Source organism: Brevundimonas sp. GW821-FHT12C05, assembly GCF_058807475.1.
The window spans coordinates 1-18,565 of the sequence record NZ_JBXAQS010000007.1; the positions used below are offsets into that span (position 1 = coordinate 1).

19 protein-coding genes and 1 tRNA gene are annotated in these 18,565 nt (G+C 70.0%); 14 read left to right on the forward strand and 6 right to left on the reverse strand.

Translation table 11 applies throughout. From position 1 onward, the window contains the following. Positions 1-336: 336 nt before the first annotated feature. Positions 337-522: a hypothetical protein gene (locus AC1RRF_RS16445; protein WP_492836485.1), complete on the reverse strand. Its 186-nt coding sequence runs from the start codon at positions 520-522 to the stop codon at positions 337-339. A gap of 76 nt (positions 523-598) precedes the next feature. On the opposite strand from AC1RRF_RS16445, the gene argB reads away from it, so the two are divergent. The 4 genes from argB to AC1RRF_RS16465 are packed head-to-tail and all read left to right on the forward strand — an operon-like array spanning position 599 to position 4,334. Further along, entirely contained in the window at positions 599-1,528 is a 930-nt protein-coding gene (argB, locus tag AC1RRF_RS16450; protein ID WP_492836487.1) for an acetylglutamate kinase, read from the forward strand. Then, a complete protein-coding gene (locus AC1RRF_RS16455) occupies positions 1,525-2,226 on the forward strand; it encodes a pyrimidine 5'-nucleotidase (protein ID WP_492836489.1) in 702 nt (233 codons plus the stop codon). Before argB ends, AC1RRF_RS16455 begins: the two co-directional genes overlap by 4 nt. Continuing rightward, positions 2,223-3,083 (forward strand): 2,3,4,5-tetrahydropyridine-2,6-dicarboxylate N-succinyltransferase, encoded by an 861-nt coding sequence (dapD, locus tag AC1RRF_RS16460; protein WP_492836491.1) that lies wholly within the window; start codon positions 2,223-2,225, stop codon positions 3,081-3,083. The genes AC1RRF_RS16455 and dapD overlap by 4 nt, the downstream gene beginning before the upstream one ends. Positions 3,084-3,143: 60 nt before the next feature. Then, positions 3,144-4,334, forward strand: coding sequence for a GAF domain-containing sensor histidine kinase (locus tag AC1RRF_RS16465; protein ID WP_492836649.1), 1,191 nt, complete (start codon positions 3,144-3,146; stop codon positions 4,332-4,334). On the opposite strand, the gene AC1RRF_RS16470 is transcribed toward AC1RRF_RS16465, so the two are convergent. Next, positions 4,331-5,560, reverse strand: coding sequence for a PQQ-dependent sugar dehydrogenase (locus AC1RRF_RS16470; RefSeq protein ID WP_492836493.1), 1,230 nt, complete (start codon positions 5,558-5,560; stop codon positions 4,331-4,333). The genes AC1RRF_RS16465 and AC1RRF_RS16470 overlap by 4 nt on opposite strands. 201 nt (positions 5,561-5,761) lie before the next feature. On the opposite strand from AC1RRF_RS16470, the gene AC1RRF_RS16475 reads away from it, so the two are divergent. Beyond that, a tRNA-Met gene (locus AC1RRF_RS16475) sits at positions 5,762-5,838 on the forward strand. Positions 5,839-6,054: 216 nt separating this feature from the next. After that, positions 6,055-8,265 (forward strand): hypothetical protein, encoded by a 2,211-nt coding sequence (locus AC1RRF_RS16480; RefSeq protein ID WP_492836495.1) that lies wholly within the window; start codon positions 6,055-6,057, stop codon positions 8,263-8,265. 45 nt (positions 8,266-8,310) lie between these two features. Here the strand turns inward: AC1RRF_RS16480 and AC1RRF_RS16485 are convergent, their stop codons facing one another. Next, on the reverse strand, positions 8,311-9,204 hold the full coding sequence (locus AC1RRF_RS16485; RefSeq protein WP_492836497.1) for a LysR family transcriptional regulator: 894 nt from the start codon (positions 9,202-9,204) through the stop codon (positions 8,311-8,313). A 127-nt stretch (positions 9,205-9,331) separates the two neighbouring features. On the opposite strand from AC1RRF_RS16485, the gene AC1RRF_RS16490 reads away from it, so the two are divergent. From AC1RRF_RS16490 to AC1RRF_RS16500, 3 genes are all read left to right on the forward strand, one after another. Further along, positions 9,332-10,387, forward strand: coding sequence for an NAD(P)-dependent alcohol dehydrogenase (locus tag AC1RRF_RS16490; protein WP_492836499.1), 1,056 nt, complete (start codon positions 9,332-9,334; stop codon positions 10,385-10,387). 50 nt (positions 10,388-10,437) lie between these two features. Continuing rightward, on the forward strand, positions 10,438-11,421 hold the full coding sequence (locus AC1RRF_RS16495) for an aldo/keto reductase (protein WP_492836501.1): 984 nt from the start codon (positions 10,438-10,440) through the stop codon (positions 11,419-11,421). 61 nt (positions 11,422-11,482) lie between these two features. Next, complete coding sequence (locus AC1RRF_RS16500) at positions 11,483-11,797, forward strand: hypothetical protein (protein WP_492836503.1); 315 nt, start codon at positions 11,483-11,485, stop codon at positions 11,795-11,797. Positions 11,798-11,804: 7 nt separating this feature from the next. Here the strand turns inward: AC1RRF_RS16500 and AC1RRF_RS16505 are convergent, their stop codons facing one another. After that, a complete protein-coding gene (locus tag AC1RRF_RS16505; RefSeq protein WP_492836505.1) occupies positions 11,805-12,428 on the reverse strand; it encodes a TlpA family protein disulfide reductase in 624 nt (207 codons plus the stop codon). On the opposite strand from AC1RRF_RS16505, the gene argH reads away from it, so the two are divergent. Genes argH through lysA form a run of 3 tightly spaced genes read left to right on the forward strand, consistent with a single transcriptional unit; the run spans position 12,427 to position 15,397 of the window. Next, positions 12,427-13,857, forward strand: coding sequence for an argininosuccinate lyase (gene argH, locus AC1RRF_RS16510; protein ID WP_492836507.1), 1,431 nt, complete (start codon positions 12,427-12,429; stop codon positions 13,855-13,857). The two genes, AC1RRF_RS16505 and argH, sit on opposite strands and share 2 nt — an antisense overlap. Before the next feature lie 10 nt (positions 13,858-13,867). After that, positions 13,868-14,104, forward strand: coding sequence for a lipoprotein (locus tag AC1RRF_RS16515; RefSeq protein WP_492836509.1), 237 nt, complete (start codon positions 13,868-13,870; stop codon positions 14,102-14,104). 18 nt (positions 14,105-14,122) lie between these two features. Continuing rightward, complete coding sequence (gene lysA / locus AC1RRF_RS16520) at positions 14,123-15,397, forward strand: diaminopimelate decarboxylase (protein ID WP_492836511.1); 1,275 nt, start codon at positions 14,123-14,125, stop codon at positions 15,395-15,397. Here lysA and AC1RRF_RS16525 read toward each other — a convergent pair. Further along, positions 15,394-15,930 carry a phosphoribosyltransferase gene (locus AC1RRF_RS16525; RefSeq protein ID WP_492836513.1) on the reverse strand — a complete coding sequence of 179 codons (537 nt, stop codon included), beginning with the start codon at positions 15,928-15,930 and terminating at the stop codon, positions 15,394-15,396. The two genes, lysA and AC1RRF_RS16525, sit on opposite strands and share 4 nt — an antisense overlap. Continuing rightward, positions 15,923-16,909: an MJ0042-type zinc finger domain-containing protein gene (locus tag AC1RRF_RS16530; protein ID WP_492836515.1), complete on the reverse strand. Its 987-nt coding sequence runs from the start codon at positions 16,907-16,909 to the stop codon at positions 15,923-15,925. The genes AC1RRF_RS16525 and AC1RRF_RS16530 overlap by 8 nt, the downstream gene beginning before the upstream one ends. Positions 16,910-16,976: 67 nt before the next feature. Between AC1RRF_RS16530 and AC1RRF_RS16535 the strand changes: the two genes are divergently transcribed. Then, on the forward strand, positions 16,977-17,687 hold the full coding sequence (locus tag AC1RRF_RS16535) for a cell division ATP-binding protein FtsE (protein WP_492836517.1): 711 nt from the start codon (positions 16,977-16,979) through the stop codon (positions 17,685-17,687). After that, positions 17,684-18,565, forward strand: a complete 882-nt coding sequence (locus AC1RRF_RS16540) for a cell division protein FtsX (RefSeq protein ID WP_492836519.1) — start codon at positions 17,684-17,686, stop codon at positions 18,563-18,565. The genes AC1RRF_RS16535 and AC1RRF_RS16540 overlap by 4 nt, the downstream gene beginning before the upstream one ends.

Sequence of the window (18,565 nt, forward strand, 5' to 3'; positions counted from 1 at the left end):
CTGTTTTGCGACGTCAGTTCAAGGTCGTCGATGGTGTGGTACCCGGCGTCAATCGCCCCGTACCAACCGTTCGGCTCAGCCGCGGCGACACCGGCCGACAGGGCGAGGGCCCCGGCGGCGCTCGACGCCAGAATGAAAGTCTTAACGCGCATTGGTGGATGCCCTCCGCAGCCAGGATGAATTCAGTACGGCGTTGAAAAAAGCGCCGCTAAGCTTTCATAACAGCCCCTTCGACCGAGGTCGAGACGGGGTGTGACAGAACAATGTTCAGCGTGACCGACAAGTTACACGCCTGAAAGTTCACCACATCGGGGCGGTTTCCGGGGGCGCTCCGGCTCAGCCGCCGCCGGTGCGGCCGGTGGCCTTTCCGGTGCCTTCGCACACCGGACAGGTCTCGCCCGTCGCCGTCGCGCCCGCCCCCTGACACTCCGGACACAGGGTCGCATCGGGGTGCTGCAGCGAGGCCGGATCGACCGGACTGGTCGGCGTCAGGTCACGATCATCGATCTCATGCGCGTTCATAAAGAGCGAAACGGCCCGGGCCGGGTCCGGTTTCATGATGACAGGCCGCGGGCTTGGCTTTAGGGAGCCGCTCACGATGGACGAGACCGAACGGCAATCCGAGGAACGCGGCTGGGCCACAGCGAAGACGCTGGCGGAGGCCCTGCCCTATATCCAGGTCTATGACCGCGAGACCGTAGTCATAAAGTACGGCGGCCACGCCATGGGCGAAACCGCCGTGGCCAAGCAGTTCGCCGCCGACGTGGTCCTGCTGAAGCTCATGGGCGTCAATCCCGTCGTGGTGCACGGCGGCGGACCGCAGATCAGCGCCATGCTGGACAAGGCCGGGGTGAAGTCGAACTTCGTCGACGGCCTGCGCGTCACCGACGCCGACACCATGGCGGTGGCCGAGATGGTCCTGTCCGGCGCCGTGAACAAGGAAATCGCCCACTGGATCACCATGGCGGGCAAGGAAGCCGACGTGCGCGGCATCGGCCTGTCGGGCAAGGACGCGGGCCTGCTGACCGTCAAGAAGACCTCGCGCAAGAAGCGCGACCCGGACAGCATGATCGAGCATGAGGTCGACCTCGGCTTCGTCGGCGACCCGACCAAGGTCGACGCCAAGCTGATCCGGGGCCTGATCGCCTCGGAAACCGACGACTGGGTGCCCGTCATCGCCCCCATCGGCGTCGCCGAGGACGGCCAGACCTATAATGTGAACGCCGACACCATCGCCGGCGCCATCGCCGGCGAGTTGAAGGCCAAGCGCATGCTGCTGCTGACCGATGTGCCCGGCGTCAGGGGCGCGGACGGCGACATCATCCGCCAGATGACCGTCGGCGACGCCTCGCGCCTGATCGAGGAGGGTGTCGCCACCGGCGGCATGATCCCCAAGCTGCAGACCGCCATGGCCGCCGTGCGCGCGGGGGTCGAGGCCGTGGTCATCCTGGACGGGCGCCGCCCCCACGCCATGCTGGTCGAGCTGTTCACCGAATACGGCGCCGGCACCCTGGTGAAAGCCGGGTGACCCAAGCCGCGGAGGCCCTGACCCGCACGCCGGCCGCCGACGACTGGTCGGGCGTCCGGAGCTGGATCTTCGACATGGACGACACCCTGTACCCAGGGGAACAGGGGGTGATGGCCCTGGTGCAGGCGCGCATCAACGCCTTCATCATCGACGCCGTCGGCCTGCCCCGGGACGAGGCCCTGATCCTGCAGAAGTCGTTCCTGCACGAGTACGGCACCAGCCTGGCCGGGCTGATGGCCAACTACGCCGTCGATCCCGAACACTTCCTGCGTGACGTGCATGACGTGCCGCTGGACTCGCTGGAGCCCAATCCGGCCCTGGCCGCGATGCTGGACCGGTTGCCGGGCCGGAAATTCGTGTTCACCAACGGCGCCCGTTTCCATGCGGACCGGGTGCTGGCGCGCATCGGCGTCACCGGCTGTTTCGACGGCGTCTTCGCCATCGAGGACATGGACCTGGTGCCCAAGCCCGCCCCCGCCGCCTTCCGGCGGCTGTTGGATGCGTTCGACATCGATCCGGCCATGGCGGCCTTCTTCGAGGACACGCCGAAGAACCTGGAGCCGGGCAAGGCGCTGGGCATGCGCACGGTCCTGATCGGCGACGGTCACGGCCGTCCGCTGGGCCCGCACATCGACCGTATCGCGCCCGACCTGCTGGACTTCCTGACCGACCTGTTCCCTGAGGAGACACGCCTGTGACCGACCGCGCCCGACTGGAAGCCGTCATCGAGGCCGCCTGGGACGACCGGGCCGAGGTGTCCGTCAACACCCACGGCGAGGTCCGCCACGCCGTCGAACAGGCCCTGGCCCTGCTCGACTCGGGCGAAGCCCGCGTCGCCTCGCGCGGCGAGGACGGCGTCTGGACGACCCACCAATGGCTGAAGAAGGCCGTTCTGTTGTCCTTCCGCCTGAACCCGAACGTCCGCATGGGCGCGCCGGTCGGGGCCAGCATGGGCGTCAATGATCCGACCCCGGGCCCCTACTGGGACAAGGTCCCGGTCAAATGGGCCCACTGGACCCAGGCCCATTTCGAGGCCGCCGGCTTCCGCGCCGTGCCCGGCGCCGTGGCCCGTCAGGGCGCCTACATCGGCAAGAACGTGGTGCTGATGCCGTCGTTCGTGAACATCGGCGCCTATGTCGATGAAGGCTCGATGGTCGACGCCTGGGCCACGGTCGGATCCTGCGCCCAGATCGGCAAGAATGTGCACCTGTCCGGCGGCGCAGGCATCGGCGGGGTGCTGGAGCCCCTGCAGGCCAGTCCGACCATCATCGAGGACGGTTGCTTCATCGGCGCCCGCGCCGAGGTGGCCGAGGGCGTGATCGTGCGCGAGGGCGCCGTCCTGGCCATGGGCGTCTACCTGTCCGCCTCCACCAAGATCGTCGACCGGGCGACGGGAGAGGTCTTCCGCGGCGAGGTTCCGGCCTATTCGGTGGTCGTGCCGGGAAGCCTGCCCGATCCGAACGGCGGGCCCAGCCTGTACTGCGCCGTCATCGTCAAGCGTGTCGACGCCCAGACCCGGGCCAAGACCGGGGTGAACGAGCTGCTTCGGGACTGAAGACCGGATTCGCCAGCCGCCCGATAGCGCGGCTATAACTTGGAAATGTCAGTGGAACCGATGTCCGGCGGGGTACAGAACGACCCGCTGCTGGATGAGGCGGCCGCGATCGCGCGCATAGACGCGGTGCCGTCCATCCTTGAGGTCTGCTGCCGCATCACGGGCATGGGCTATGCGGCCGTGGCCCGGGTCACCGAGGATCGCTGGATCGCCTGCGCCGTGCGCGACGAGATCGGCTTCGGCCTTGGCGTGGGCGGCGAACTGCCCGTGAAGACCACCCTGTGCGACGAGGTCCGCGACAGCCGCGAGGTGATCGTCTTCGACCACGCGGCCGAGAACCCGCTGTACGCCGACCACCACACGCCCCGGACCTATGGCCTGCAAAGCTACATCTCCATGCCGATCATGCGGTCGGACGGCAGCTTCTTCGGCACCCTGTGCGCCATCGACCCCAACCCGCACAACGCCTCGAAGCCGGAGACGGTGGAGACCTTCCGCCTGTTCGCCCAGCTGATCTCGGTGCAAATGGACGCCGAGGACCGGTTGGCCCGGTCCGAGGCCGCCCTGCTGGACGAACGCGACGCCGCCGAACTGCGCGACCAATTCATCGCCGTGCTGGGCCACGACCTGCGCAACCCGCTGGCCGCCGTCCAGGCGGGAGCGGCCCTGCTGAAGAAGACGCCGCTGACAGACAGGGCCCTGGGCATCGTCGATCAGATGCAGGACAGCGGTCAGCGCATGAGCCGGCTGATCAACGACGTGCTGGATTTCGCCCGCGGCCGCCTGGGCGGCGGCCTGCCGGTGGCGCCGCGACGCCGGGTGCAGATGCGGCCGGTGCTGGAGCAGGTGATCGGCGAACTGCGCTCCGGTCATGGGGGCCGCGTGATCGTGACCGAGCTGGCGCTGGACCGGGCCGTGGCCTGCGACCCGGACCGTATCGGCCAGCTGCTGTCCAACCTGCTGGGCAACGCCCTGAGCCACGGCGATCCGTCGGGTCCGGTGTCCGTACGAGCCGATATCGACGATCAAGACTTTGTCCTGTCCGTCGCCAACACCGGGGCGCCCATCCCCGACAGCGCGCGGGCCGAGCTGTTCAAGCCGTTCAGCCGGCTGAAGCCCGGCGAGGTGCGCGAGGGTCTGGGCCTGGGCCTCTACATCGCCTCGCAGATCGCGCTGGCGCACGGCGGCCGGATCGACGTGGCCTCGGACGAGGCCGAGACCCGCTTCACCTTCCGGATGCCGTCCGTCTAGCGCTTCGACAACCGGACCAGCTTGCCGTTCGCCTCATCGGTGATGGCCCAGACGGCGCCGTCCGGCCCCACGGCCACGTCGCGAACCCGCTCGCCCAGGTCGGTCAGCAGATACTCCTCGCCGACCACGCGGTTGTTCTGGAGCACCAGGCGCGAGATGCGCTTCTCCTTCAGGCCCGCGACCAGCAGGTTGCCTCGCCAGCCGGGGAACATGGCGCCCTGGTAGAAGGTCATGCCCCCCGGCGCGATGACCGGGTCCCAGTAGTAGACGGGCTGTTCCAGCCCCTCGCGGGCGGTGACGCCCTCGTTGATCGCCCCGCCCGCGTATTCGACGCCATAGGCGATGACCGGCCAGCCGTAGTTCACGCCCGCCCGGTCCAGATTGATCTCGTCGCCGCCTCGCGTGCCGTGCTCGACCGTCCAGACGTCGCCGTTCGGGGCGATGGCGACGCCCTGCATGTTGCGATGGCCCAGCGACCAGATCTCCGGCAGGGCGCCCTCGCGGCCGACGAACGGGTTGTCGGACGGCACGGTCCCGTCGGCGTTGATGCGGATGGTCTTGCCCATGTGCGAACCCAGATCCTGGGCCTGGGGCCGCATGGGCTTGTCCGAGCGCTCGCCCAGGGTGATGAACAGCTTGCCGTCCGGAGCGAAGGCCAGCGACGAGCCGAAATGCTTGTCTCCGTCATAGGTCGGCGAGGCGTGGAAGATGACCTGCACATTCTCCAGGCGGGTCCCGTCATCCGACAGGCGGCCGCGGGCCACGGCGGTGGCGTTGCCGCCCTCACGGGGCTCGGCGTAGCTCCAGTAGATCAGCCGGTCCTGCCCGAAGGTCGGGCCGACGGCGACGTCGAGCAGACCGCCCTGCCCGCGCGCATCGACAGCGGGCAGGCCCGCGATCGGTTCGCCCACCTGACCCTCGGCGGTGATGATGCGCAGGCGGCCCGGCTTTTCGGTCACCAGCCAGCGGCCGTCGGGCAGCAGGGCCAGGCCCCACGGATGATCCAGCCCGGAGGCCACAACGGCGTGGGTCAGGGCCGCCTCGGTGCGCACGCCGGGGGCGCGGGTCTGGCCGGGGAAGGCCGGTTGCTGGCTCGCTCCGTTGGCCGGACGGGTCTCCAGCGGGCCGCCGGCCCGGGCGGTGGCGGGCTCGTCCTGGCCGTTGGCCCCGCAGGCGGCGGCGAGGGTGAGGGCGGCAACGGCGGCGGCGAGGGCGGGCAGGCGCATGGGTGGACTCCCGGAAAATCGATCGGCGGCGAAACGGCGCCACGACCGTTACCGTTCCCCGCTTCCGGCGTCACGACTATGTGGCGCATCGCCCCGTTCGAGAGCGACTTGATCCCGCCCCCGCCTGTGTCTATAGGCACGCCTCTTCTCCGGCGGACAAACCAGTTCCCGCCGGGACTCGAGTGACGGTTCGTCAATTGGGGCTGGGTAGCTCAGCTGGTTAGAGCGGTGGATTCATAACCCACAGGTCGGCGGTTCGAGCCCGCCTCCAGCCACCACCCTACACCCAACATTGGTTTTCGGCATCCGGAGCGTGGACGGAGCGGGCGAGGCTGCGCGCCACGTCCGTCCCGCCGTTCACCTGATCCGCCCCGTCGCCGCCCAGCGGAACGATGCGAATTCCGGCCGGGGCCCGGACCGCCGACGACATGACGTCTATCCCGGCCGTACGGTGAAGCTTATCATCCCCAGATCTGAAATCGATGGAGGCTCGCATGGGTGAGATCGCAACGGCCGGCAACGCGTGGCTGGAGAACAGCAGGGTCGAAGGCGGAGCGGTGTTCGCCATCATCGACGCGGCCTTGGCGAGCCTGGGCGTCAACGGCGCCATCACGGTCAAGAAGGCGACGCGTGATCTGCTGTACGCGGATCTGGCGCACGACGCCGACACGCTGGGGGTCGTCTATAACGACACGACCTCGGCCTATAACGGCATCTACGCCAAGTCCGGCGTCTCCGGCTCCGGCTCCTGGACGATAACCGCCCTGGCCCTCCCCTCGTCCTTCGCGACGGATCTGGCGACCGTTCTGACCGCATTGCCACTGATCGAAGCCTGGTCCGCCACCGCGGCCGCCGCCGCTGACACCGCCACAGCCGCCGCTGACATCGCCACGGCCGCCGCAGACACGGCCACGACCGCCGCTGACGCTGCTACGGCCGCCGCAGACACCGCCACGGCCGCCGCCGACACCGCTTCGACCGCCGCCGGCGCCGCCTCGACCGCCGCAGACACGGCCACGACCGCCGCCGGCGACGCCACGACTGCCGCAGACACCGCCACCACCGCCGCTGACACCGCTACGACCGCTGCCGGCGAGGCCACGACCGCCGCCGACACGGCTTCGACCGCCGCAGACACCGCCACGACTGCCGCAGACACCGCTTCGACCGCCGCCGTCACCGCCACGGCCGCCGCCGGCGCCGCCACCACCGCCGCTGACACCGCCACGACTGCCGCAGACACCGCCACGGCCGCCGCCGTCACCGCCACAGCCGCCACCGTCACCGCCACGGCTGCCGCCGACACCGCTACGACCGCCGCCGATACCGCCACGGCCGCCGCAGACACCGCTACTACCGCCGCCGGCGCCGCCACGACTGCCGCCGACACCGCCACGACCGCCGCGAACACCGCTACGACCGCCGCCGACACCGCCACGGCCGCGGCGACCGACGCGATCGCCCAGACCGCCGCGGGACTGATCTACCGCGATGAGGCGGAGACGGCGCGCGATCAGACGCTGGCCTATGCCGACCTGACCGGGCCGTTCGTCTACACCCCCACCAAGGCCGCCGCGGACGCCATTCTGGCCGGCCTGCCGGCGGATCAGCTGGTGCAGGTCTGGGCCGACGAAAGCCAGGGCGGCGCCCGAACGGTCTACAAGAAGGTCTCCGCCGCCTATGTTCTGCAGGGGACGCTGGACTACATCACCCGCAGCACCGTCGACACGCTGACCAACAAGACGTTCGAGGGACCCACCCCGTTCCTGCTGGACGGCGGGCGGGTCGTGATGACCAGCGCCGATGCCCTGCCGCCGTTCCAACCCGGCCTGATGCATATCCAGAACGAGAATTTCGACAACGTCGGCCTGCGGATCAACTCCTTCTGGGAGGGCGCGACCGGGGCGGACTACCTCAACAATGACTGCACCCTGTTCGTCGTGCACTCCAATGTGCTCTCGAACAGCGCCAACAGGAGCTGGGCGGCCTCGCTTTCCAACGCCTACCGGAACATCCCCGTCGGGGTGACTGACGGCGGCGAGGCGGTGGGCGTCATCGGTTGGGCGTCATCGGTCGCCATCCCGGGCTATCAGCATGCCGGGACACTGGCGGCCCAATGCGGCGTGCGAGGCCGCGCGGGATTCCAGGGAAATGGCTCGGCCGACACCGCGATCGTCCAGAATGCGGTCGGCGTGGACGGGGAGATCGTGGTTGAGTCGGTCGGCGCGACCGTCAACCTGGCCATCGCCGGCCGCTTCACCAGCCCTGGCGGCGTGGGCGTGCTCCGGCAGAACATCGCGGTCTATGCGAACGCCCAGAACGGCACGGTCTCGAACTATTCGTTCTATGGCCAGAACGGCGCGCTGTTCAACAAGGACTCCATCGTCAGCAACGACTTCATCCTCGGTAAGGAGTACCGGTTCCTCAATCGCGTGTTCGCCGACGCCGACGGGTCGTCCTGGCACCGCATCTGGGCGGCCAACGGAGACATCGCGCTCCGCCTCGGCTCTACGTCGAGTCTTCACACGAGGGCTTCCCACACCTTCGCCAGTCGGGACGCCACGGCAAACTACGCCGTGATCGACTCAGACGGGATCTGGGCCGATCTACCGACCTTCGCCGACAATGCGGCGGCGATTAGCGGCGGCCTCGGCGTGAAGCGGCTGTATGCGACCGCGACCGGCGAAGTCCGGATCGTCGTCTAGGCGAGTCCCGACACCCATCACCAGAGATGAGCCGCCGGCGGCGGCTCATCCTCGATACCTGAGCGCCTCAACGAGCAGGGTGAAGGCCGGGGTCGGCTGGCGGCGGCTGGGATAATAGAGGTGATAGCCCGGGAAGGGCGGACGCCAGTCCTCCAGCACCGGGATCAGGCGGCCCTCGGCGATGACGGGGGCGGCGACATCGGCCATCAGGAAGGCTAGGCCCATGCCAGCCTCGGCCGCCTTCTGGACCAGGGCCATGTCGTTGAAGATCAGGGGGCCGTCGACGCGGACGTTCAGCTGGCGGCCGTCCTTTTCGAACTCCCAGGCATAGAGGCCGCCGCGGGTCGGCAGGCGCAGGTTGATGCAGGCGTGGTCGTTCAGGTCGTGCGGCGTCGCCGGCTTCGGATGGGTGGCGAACCATGACGGCGCGCCGCAGACCACCATGTTGACGTCCGGGCCGATGGGGACGGCGATCATGTCGCGAGCCACCTGCTCACCCAGGCGGACCCCGGCGTCGAAGCGGCGTTCGACGATGTCGGCGTAGCCCAGCTCGGTGGTGATCTCGACCTTCACGTCCGGATACAGGGGCATGAAGCGCTTCAGGGCCGGCCACAGGATGCTGTGGGCCGCGTGTTCGCCGGTGTTGATGCGGATGGTGCCCGCCGGCCTGTCCCGCAGCTCGCCCAGGGCGTCGATGCGGGTCTCGATGTCGGCGAAGGCGGGGCGCAGGGTCTGCAGCAGGCGGTCGCCCGCCTCGGTGGGGGAGACGCTGCGGGTGGTGCGCAGCAGCAGGCGCAGGCCCAGCCGGGTCTCCAACCGACGGACGGTGTGGCTGAGCGCGGATTGGGACGTGCCCAGCCGGGAGGCCGCCTTGGTGAAGCTGCGCTCCTCGGCCACGGCCATGAAGGCGGCCAGGTCGCCCAGTTCGTCCCGCTTCATTGATGAACTCCATTCATAGGTTCATGCTGATCCTACCGTCTAATCGCCGGAGGCCGCGCGGCCTATTTTGCCGTCATCGACGGAGACGGCGCGCCGCCGTTCCGTGTCCGCTGTTGAGAGATCACCCATGAAGACCATCGGTTACGCCGCCCAGTCCACGACCTCGCCGCTGGCCCCGTGGGAGTTCGACCGCCGCGAGCTGCGCGGCAACGATGTCCAGATGGAGATCCAGTACTGCGGCGTCTGCCACTCCGACCTGCACCAGGCGCGCAACGACTGGGGCTGGTCCTCCTATCCGGTCGTGCCGGGCCACGAGATCGTCGGCGTCGTCACCGCCGTCGGCCCGGACGTGAAGAAGTTCAAGGAAGGCGATCGCGTCGCCGTCGGCTGCATGGTCGACAGCTGCCAGCACTGCGATCAGTGCGACAAGGGCGAGGAGCAGCTCTGCCGCCACGGCAACACCCAGACCTACAACGGCAAGGACCGGATCACGGGCGAGCCGACCTACGGCGGCTACTCCAAGGCCCTGGTCGTGCGCGAGGAGTTCGTGCTGCGCATGCCGGAAGGTCTGGACCCGGCCGCGGCCGCGCCTCTGCTGTGCGCCGGCATCACTACCTGGTCGCCGCTGAAGACCTGGGGCGTGAAGGAAGGCAGCCGCGTCGGCGTCATCGGCCTGGGCGGCCTGGGCCACATGGCGGTCAAGCTGGCGGCGGGCCTCGGCGCCCATGTCGTCGTCCTCAGCCGCACGGCCGACAAGGAAGCGGACGCCAAGGCGCTCGGCGCGCACGAACTGCTCGTCTCGTCGGACAAGGCGGCGATGAAGGCGGCGGCCAACAGCCTGGACCTGATCATCGACACCGTGCCGGTCAAGCACGACCTCAACCCCTACATGCCGCTGCTCGACATCGACGGGACCCTGGTCATCGTCGGCCAGCTGGGTCCGATGGAGGAGATGTCGACCCTGCCGCTGCTACTGGCCCGTCGCCGCGTCTCGGGCTCGCCCATCGGCGGCATCCGCGAGACCCAGGAGATGCTCGATTTCTGCGCCGAGAAGGGCATCCTTCCCGACGTCGAGATGATCCGCATGGACGAGATCAACCACGCCTTCGACCGGATGGAGAAGTCCGACGTCCGCTACCGCTTCGTCATCGACATGGCGTCGCTGGACGCGCCCGCCGGGTAACTCCCGCGGCCTGAGTGCGGCGACCCGTTTCCTCCCCAAGGACTGACATCATGAAAACCCGTATTCTCGGAGCCTCCGGTCTGGAGGTCTCCGCCCTCGGTCTCGGCTGCATGGGGCTCAGTTTCGGCCTCGGCGTGCCCGTGGAGCGCAAGGACGGCGTCGCCCTGCTGCGCGGCGCGGTCGAGCGCGGCGTGACCTTCTTCGACACGGCCGAATGCTATGGCCCCTTTACCAACGAGGACCTGCTGGGCGAGGCGCTCGAGCCCGTCCGCGACCAGCTCGTCATCGCCACCAAATTCGGCTTCCTGGGCGGCAAGGTCGCCGACGGCCTGGACAGTCGGCCAGAGAATATCCGCGCCGTGGCCGAGGCGTCGCTGAAGCGGTTGCGCACCGACCGGATCGACCTGTTCTACCAGCACCGCGTCGATCCCAATGTGCCGATCGAGGACGTGGCCGGCACGGTCCGCGACCTGATCGCCGAGGGCAAGGTCAAGCATTTCGGCCTGTCCGAGGCCGGAGCCGCCACGATCCGCAAGGCCCACGCCGTCCAGCCGGTCGCGGCCCTGCAGAGCGAATACTCGATGTGGTGGCGCGAGCCCGAGGCGGAGATCCTGCCGACGTTGGAGGAGCTGGGCATCGGCTTCGTGCCGTTCAGCCCGCTGGGCAAGGGCTTCCTGACCGGGGCGATCACAACGGACACCGAGTTCGACACGTCCGACTTCCGCAACACCGTGCCCCGGTTCGCCGCCGAAGCGCGTCAGGCCAACGCCAAACTGGTCGAAGCCGTAACCGCCATCGCCACCTCGAAGGGCGCGACCCCGGCCCAGATCGCCCTGGCCTGGCTGTCGGCGCAAAAGCCGTGGATCGTCCCCATTCCGGGCACGACCAAGCTGCATCGCCTCGACGAGAACCTCGGCGCCGTGGCCGTCGAGCTTTCGTCCGCCGACCTTGCCGAGATCGAGACCGCCCTGTCGGCGATCCAGGTCGTCGGCGCCCGCTACAACGCCGCCAACCAGGCGCGGGTGAACCGCTAGCGCAACCGGTCGGGGCGGCGCGGCGTTAACCGCTCAGGTTCAACGCTGAAGGGGAAATCCCATGCGCATTCGTATCGCCGCCCTGACCGCCGTCGCCGCCCTGTCTCTAGGCGCCGCGGCCTGTACGCAGGCGGAACAGAAGGACGCCCAGGCTGACGCCGAGGCGGCCGGCGAGAAGGCCGGAGACGCCGCCGCCCAGGCGGGCGAGGTCATCGAATCCGGCGCCATGAAGGCAGCGCAGGCCACCGAGAATGTCGCCGGACAGGCCGCGAACAGGCTTGAGGAAAACCAGGCGAAGGCGGCGGCGGAAGGCCGTCCGGGCGCCGTCGATCCGGCGACGGACCAGCGCGTCCCCGCCCCGGCCCCGGCCCACTAGCCGGCGATCAGGCCGGCTCCGCCAGCAGGGCGTCGATCAGCGCCTTGGCTTCGGGGCTGGCCCAGTCGGCCTCGCCCGAGAAATACGCCCGGATCCGGCCCTCACGGTCCAGCAGGACGGTCTGGGGCATCTTGCCCTTGCCCGGCAGTTCGAAGGGCAGCTGGAATTTGGGGTCGCTGTACATCGGCAGCGGCTCGTGCACGTCGATGAAGCTCTTGGCGTCAGCGATGGCGTCCGGCGTGGCGTCGACGTTGATCGGCAGGACGACCACATCCTTGCCGACGTAGCTTTCGGCCAGCCGGGCCAGGGTCGGCATCTCAGTGCGGCAGGGCGCGCACCACATGGCCCACAGATTGACCACCACGACCTTGCCGCGGAAATCGGTCAGGCGCGTATCGGCGCCGTCGCGGGTCTTGAAGACGTAGGCGGGGGCGGCTTCGAGCGCCGCCGGGGTCTCCAGCCGGGCGATCGAGCCGGTGGCGAAACGGGCCAGTTCGCTTTTCGCCGCCGGTTCAGCCGTTGCGGCTTTGTCGATCAGGCCGGGTTTGGCGTATAGCAGCGCCGCCCCGCCGATCATTCCGATCAGCAGCAAGCTTGACGCCACGCCGATTACCGCCTTCGAGATCTTCATGCCCGACCAGACGCCCTCCGATCCCGCGACCAAAGCCCCCCAAGGCGCGAAAGGTCAAGACATGTGGGGTGGGCGCTTCTCGGCGAAACCCGCCGAAATCATGCAGGCGATCAACGTCTCCATCGGCGTGGACCAGCGTTTATGGGCCCAGGACCTGGCCGGATCGCGCGCACATTGCCGCATGCTGGCGGCGCAGGGAATCATTCAGCAGGCGGACGCCGACGCCATCCTGGGCGGGCTCGACGCCATCGAGGCCGAGATCCGCAACGGCAGCTTCCCGTTCCGCGACCAGTTCGAGGACATCCACATGAATGTGGAGGCCCGGCTGGCCGAACTGATCGGCGAGCCCTCGGGCCGTCTGCACACGGCGCGCAGCCGCAATGACCAGGTGGCGACCGACTTCCGCCTGTGGGTGCGCGACGCCTGCGACCGGCAGGTGGTGCAGCTGAAGGGCCTGCAGAAGGCCCTGCTGGTCCGGGCCGAACAGCACGCCGGCGACCTGATGCCCGGCTTCACCCACCTGCAGACCGCCCAGCCGGTGACGCTGGGCCATCACCTGATGGCCTATGTCGAGATGTTCGGGCGCGACGCCTGGCGCTTCGCCGACGCCCGCGCCCGCATGAACGAGAACCCGCTGGGCGCGGCCGCCCTGGCCGGATCGCCCTTCCCCATCGACCGGCATATGACCGCCTCGGAGCTGGGCTTCGACCGGCCGATGGCGAACAGCCTGGACGCCGTCTCCGATCGCGACTTCGCGCTGGAAAGCCTGGCCGCGGCCTCGATCACCGCCGGCCACCTGTCGCGGCTGGCCGAGGAGATCGTGATCTGGATGACGCCGATGTTCGGCTTCGCCAGCCTGCCCGACGACCTGACCACCGGCTCGTCGATCATGCCGCAAAAGCGCAACCCCGACGCCGCCGAGCTGGTGCGCGCCAAGACGGGGCGGATCATCGGCTCCTTCGTCGCCCTGTCGACGGTGATGAAGGGCCTGCCGCTGGCCTATTCCAAGGACATGCAGGAGGACAAGCCGCCGGTGTTCGAGGCGTTCGACGCGCTGGACCTGGCGCTGGGCGCCATGACGGCCATGGTCGCGGCCCTGATTCCGAACACGGAACGAATGGCCGCCGCCGCGGGCGCCGGTTTCTCGACCGCCACCGATCTGGCCGACTGGCTGGTGCGCGAGCTGAACCTGCCGTTCCGCCAGGCGCACCACGTCACGGGCGCGGCGGTCAAGCGCGCCGAGGCCTTGGGCGTGGGTCTGCCGCAACTGCCGCTGGAAGAATTGCAGAAGCTGCATCCCGGCGTGACGGAAGGGGTGTACAAGGTGCTCACGCCCGAGGCTTCCTGCGCCAGTCGCCAAAGCTTCGGGGGCGCCGCGCCGGATCAGGTCCGGACGCGCGTCGCCGAGTGGAAAATGCGTCTCGGGTAAGGGGATCAGGATGAAGAAGCTTATTGTCGCGGGCGTCGTCGCCCTGATCGCGGTCTCCGCCTCGGCCTGCGGCCGCATGGCGGATCTGGACGCCCCGCCCGCCAAGAAGACCGAGCGCAGCATGCGCGACGGTCGCGCGCCCGGCCTGCCGGAGCCCGCCACGGTCAACCGCCCGAACCGCGAGCTGCCGATCGACGGCGGCCCCGGCTCGACCCCCTTCGACGGCGCCGGCAACAGCCCGCGTTGATCCTCCCCGGATCCTGACTTGAACCATTTTGACCTGATCGACGGCGCGCTGCACGCCGAGGGCGTGCCCCTGTCCGAGATCGCCGAGGCGGTCGGCACGCCGGTCTATGTCTATTCGACCGCCACCCTGACCCGGCACTACACCCTGCTGCGGCAGGCGGTGGACGCCCATCGGAGCGCGCTCGGCGAGGCCCTGATCGCCTTCGCGGTGAAGGCCAACTCCAACCTGTCGGTGCTGGCGACCCTGGCCAGGCTGGGCTGCGGCGCGGACACGGTGTCGGAGGGCGAGATCCGCCGCGCGCTGGCGGCGGGCGTTCCGGCAGACCGCATCATCTTTTCGGGCGTAGGCAAGACCGACGCCGAGCTGGCCTTCGCCATCGAGACCGGCGTGCGCCAGATCAATGTCGAGAGCGGCGCGGAGCTGGACCGGCTGATCGCCGTCGCGGCGTCGAAGGGCGCCTCCCCCGCAATCGCCGTGCGCGTGAACCCGAACATCGGCGCAGGCGGGCACGCCAAGATCACCACCGGCGGAGCGACCGACAAGTTCGGCGTGCCGGTCGAGGAGGCCATCGACCTCTATGTCCGCGCCACCGCATCCCCGCATCTGACGCCGGTCGGCCTGGCCTGCCACATCGGCAGCCAGATCACCGACCTGGCCCCGATGGAGGCCGCCTTCCGCACCATCCGCGGGGTGGTGGAGACGCTGCGGGCCAAGGGCTGCCAGGTCACGCGGCTGGACCTCGGCGGCGGGCTGGGCGTGCCCTATCACGGCCAGACCGACCTGCCGTCCATCGCCGACTATGCGGCCATGTGCGCCCGTGTACTGGACGGGCTTGAGGTCGAGGCGGCCTTCGAGCCGGGCCGCCTTCTGGCCGCCAACGCCGGCGTGCTGGTCAGCCGGGTGATCCAGGTCAATCAGCGCGCCGACGGCCGGCGGTTCCTGGTGCTGGACGCGGGCATGAACGATCTCATGCGCCCGGCTCTGTACGACGCCTTCCACGATCTGATCCCGGTGACGCCGCGCGAGGGCGAGGCGGGGCTTTATGACCTCGTGGGACCGATCTGCGAGTCGACGGACATCTTCGCCCGGGACCGGATGCTCGCGCCGCTGCAGGCCGGAGACCTCGTCGCTTTCCTGAGCGCCGGCGCTTACGGGGCGGTGCTGTCGAGCGAGTACAATTCGCGGCCGCTGGTGGCGGAAGTGCTGGTCGACGGAAAGCGCTGGGCGGTGGTCCGGCCGCGTCCGCGCTACGACGAGATGTGGGCGCGGGAACCGAAGGCGGACTGGCTCTAATCCAGCGCGCAGACGTCCGGCAGGCCGCGCAGGGCGCCCGCGTGATCCAGGCCGTAGCCGACGAGGAACCGGTTCGGGGCCTCCCAGCCGACGAAGTCGGGCTCGGGCGCGCGCGGCAGGGGCCAGGGCTTCTTGGCGAAGACGACCGTCAGGACCTCCGACGCGCCCTTCTCCTTGGCGATGCGCACCGCCTCGGCCAGCGACAGGCCGGTGTCGAAGACGTCGTCGACGATGAGGACCCGGCGGCCCGCGATGGAGCGCTGGAAGTCGGCGTAGACGTCGATCCGGCCCCGGCTGGACTGCTCGTCGCCATAGGAGGCCAGCCACAGGGCGTCGAAGCGGACGTTGCGGCCGATGCGCGACAGGGCGCGGGTCAGATCGGCGGCGAACCACAGGCCGCCGGTCAGCAGGACGGCGGCGACGGTCTCGTCATCGATGACGGGGGCGATCTGTGCGGCGAGGTCGGCGACGATGCGCTGCACCTCCGCCTCGGGGAGCAGCACGGTGGGCGTCGTCGGTGCGGTGTCAGCCATGTCCCGCCGATACCGCTCTCGGGGCGTGCGAGTCGAGAGGGGCCGCAAGGTCTTCCATCGCCAGCGGCACGGCGTCGACCGGACGCATGTCCAGCGGGACCGTCGCGCCGGGCGACAGGGCGGGACGCAGGCCGACCTCGGCGGACACCGGAATGGTGTGCGCCGCCGGGCCTGGCGCCGACGCGGGAGCGGCCGGGGTGGGCGCGCGCAGCGGCGGATTGACGGGCGGATGAGCGGGCGCGGGCGTCGCCTCCACATGGGCGGGGGCGGCCCTGGAGGCGGGCTCCAGCACGAAATCGATGTCGATGCCCTGACCGCGCGCGCCCGGATCGGCGATGACGGCGGCGAAGCCCTGGACCTTGCCGGGCAGAACCGGCGCCGCGTCGATGCGGACGATGGCGTAGCCGATCTCGGCGCCGTGGGCGTCCAGCAGGGCGACGCGAACCGGCGGGGCGATCCGCTCGTTGTCGCGCACGTTGCGCAGGGCGCCGGAGACCAGGACCTTGCCGGGGTCATTGGGCAGGGGCCGGGCGGTGATGGCCTCGAAGTCCAGCCCGGTCGGGTTCACGGTCAGGCCGACGGCGGCGTAGGCGGCCGCGGTGCGCGGAGCCATCTCGACCACATCGACCCTGAACAGCCAGGCGGCGCCCAGCAGGGCGGCGAAGCCGGAGGCCACCCCCGCCCAGACCACCCCATGGGTGGCGGCGCGGCGCAGGCGGCGCTGCTGCTCGGCGCGGGCGCGGAACGCCTTGGGCAGTTCGGGGGCCGGGGTCTCGGCCAGTGATTCGGCGGTGGGGTCCTCGTGACGGCCGAAGCTGGACGGCTCTTCCGGCATGGTCGCGGACAGTTCCAGCGGCTCGTCCAGGGTGGCGCGCCAGGTATGTTTGCAGGTCTTGCAGCGCACGGTGCGGCCGTTCGCCCCGATCGCATCGTCCGGGGTGAAATAGCTGGTGGCGCAGGACGGGCAGGTCAGTATCATGTGCGCCGACTGCGAGGCTCTTCGCCCCCTCCCGTCGCGGCCCAGCCGCGTCCCGATCCAGAATTTGATGTCCGTCCAGCCCCGTCGCGCCGCCGATGCCGCCTCGTCGCCCGCCACCGTCCGCCTGCGCGGGGTGGGTTTCGGCTACGTGGAGACGCCCGGCGTGCTGCGAGACGTTAACCTGACTTTGCCTGCCGGCTCTTTCCACTTCCTTACCGGGCCGTCGGGCGCGGGAAAGACGACGCTGTTGAAGCTGCTGACACTGGCAGAACAGCCACAGTCCGGGTCGCTGGCGCTGTTCGGCGAGGAAGCGGGGACGGCGCGGCGCGCGGACCTGCCCGCCTTCCGTCGCCGGATGGGGGTGATCTTCCAGGATTTCCGCCTGTTGGATCATCTCAGCGCCTGGGAGAATGTGGCCCTGCCGCTGCGGCTGGCCGGGGTGAAGACCGCCGACTACGCCGACGACGTGCACGAAATGCTGGAGTGGGTCGGACTGGGCGAGAAGCTGGACGCCCGCCCCCCGGCCCTATCGGGCGGGGAGAAGCAGCGGCTGGCCATCGCCCGCGCCGTGGTGACGGGGCCGGAACTGATCGTGGCCGACGAGCCGACCGGCAATGTCGACGCCGTCATGGCCGGACGGCTGCTCAAGCTGTTTCAGTCGATGAACCGGTTGGGGACCACCGTGCTGATCGCCAGCCATGACGCCGAGCTGGCCGCGCGGTCCGGGGCGACGGTGCTGACGCTGGACGGCGGTCGGCTGACGGGGGGCGCCGCATGATCGACCGCTGGTTCCCCCGACGCGCCCCCATCCTGCCCCGCGACACGGGCGGCGAGCCCTGGCTGGCCGCGGTGATCGCCGTGCTGTGCTTCCTGGCCTGCCTGTCCGCCGTGGGGGCGCTGGCCGCGGATCGGGCGGCCCACGGCTGGGCCCGGGCGCTGCGCGCCGAGGCGACGGTGCAGGTGCGGCCCCGCGTGGGCGAGACCGGCGACGCCGCCGCCGCCCACGCCGCCGAGACCCTGGCCGGGGTCACGGGGGTCGAGGAGGCCGAGGCCATGGATCGCAAGACGGCCGAAGCCCTGCTGCGGCCCTGGATCGGCGACGCCGTCCTGCCGGACCTGCCCCTGCCCTATCTGGTCACCGTGCGGCTGGACCGCGACGCCCCGGCCAGCGCCGTCAGCCTGAGCCGCGCCCTGGCGCAGGCGGGGGTGGACGCCACGGTCGACGATCATAGCCTGTGGCGCGGCGAGGCCGAGCGGTCGGCGGGGCTGATCACCGTGCTGGCGGCCCTGGCCTTCCTGCTGACGGCGGGCGCGGCGGGCGCGGCGGTGGCCTATGCCACCCGGGCCGGGATGGCGGCCCAGGCGGCGGTGATCGAGACCCTGAGCCTGAACGGGGCCTCCGACAGCCGGATCGCGGGCCTGTACCAGCGCCGCTATGGCCTGCTGGCGGCGGGCGCGGGCGCGGCGGGGGCGCTGGCGGCCATGGGAGCGGCGGCCGCCCTGCGGCTGCTGGGCGGCAGCGAAGGCCTGTCGCCCGCCCTGCCGATCGCATGGACCGACGTGCTGATCCTCTCGCCATGCCCCCTGTTGGCGGCTACGGTGGCGCTTGTCGCGGCGCGCTTCACCGCGCTGGCGCGACTGCGGCTCCGCGAGTAG

Bases quoted from the DNA above. Each gene is read 5' to 3' on its own strand.
- AC1RRF_RS16480 (WP_492836495.1), top strand. From the start codon at position 6,055: ATGGGTGAGATCGCAACGGCCGGCAACGCGTGGCTGGAGAACAGCAGG.
- argH (WP_492836507.1), top strand. From the start codon at position 12,427: ATGCCCGACCAGACGCCCTCCGATCCCGCGACCAAAGCCCCCCAAGGC.
- AC1RRF_RS16530 (WP_492836515.1), bottom strand. From the start codon at position 16,909: ATGATACTGACCTGCCCGTCCTGCGCCACCAGCTATTTCACCCCGGAC.
- AC1RRF_RS16535 (WP_492836517.1), top strand. From the start codon at position 16,977: ATGTCCGTCCAGCCCCGTCGCGCCGCCGATGCCGCCTCGTCGCCCGCC.
- AC1RRF_RS16470 (WP_492836493.1), bottom strand. From the start codon at position 5,560: ATGCGCCTGCCCGCCCTCGCCGCCGCCGTTGCCGCCCTCACCCTCGCC.
- AC1RRF_RS16500 (WP_492836503.1), top strand. From the start codon at position 11,483: ATGCGCATTCGTATCGCCGCCCTGACCGCCGTCGCCGCCCTGTCTCTA.
- AC1RRF_RS16515 (WP_492836509.1), top strand. From the start codon at position 13,868: ATGAAGAAGCTTATTGTCGCGGGCGTCGTCGCCCTGATCGCGGTCTCC.
- AC1RRF_RS16445 (WP_492836485.1), bottom strand. From the start codon at position 522: ATGAACGCGCATGAGATCGATGATCGTGACCTGACGCCGACCAGTCCG.
- AC1RRF_RS16505 (WP_492836505.1), bottom strand. From the start codon at position 12,428: ATGAAGATCTCGAAGGCGGTAATCGGCGTGGCGTCAAGCTTGCTGCTG.
- AC1RRF_RS16540 (WP_492836519.1), top strand. From the start codon at position 17,684: ATGATCGACCGCTGGTTCCCCCGACGCGCCCCCATCCTGCCCCGCGAC.
- AC1RRF_RS16485 (WP_492836497.1), bottom strand. From the start codon at position 9,204: ATGAAGCGGGACGAACTGGGCGACCTGGCCGCCTTCATGGCCGTGGCC.
- AC1RRF_RS16490 (WP_492836499.1), top strand. From the start codon at position 9,332: ATGAAGACCATCGGTTACGCCGCCCAGTCCACGACCTCGCCGCTGGCC.
- AC1RRF_RS16495 (WP_492836501.1), top strand. From the start codon at position 10,438: ATGAAAACCCGTATTCTCGGAGCCTCCGGTCTGGAGGTCTCCGCCCTC.
- AC1RRF_RS16525 (WP_492836513.1), bottom strand. From the start codon at position 15,930: ATGGCTGACACCGCACCGACGACGCCCACCGTGCTGCTCCCCGAGGCG.
- AC1RRF_RS16465 (WP_492836649.1), top strand. From the start codon at position 3,144: ATGTCCGGCGGGGTACAGAACGACCCGCTGCTGGATGAGGCGGCCGCG.
- argB (WP_492836487.1), top strand. From the start codon at position 599: ATGGACGAGACCGAACGGCAATCCGAGGAACGCGGCTGGGCCACAGCG.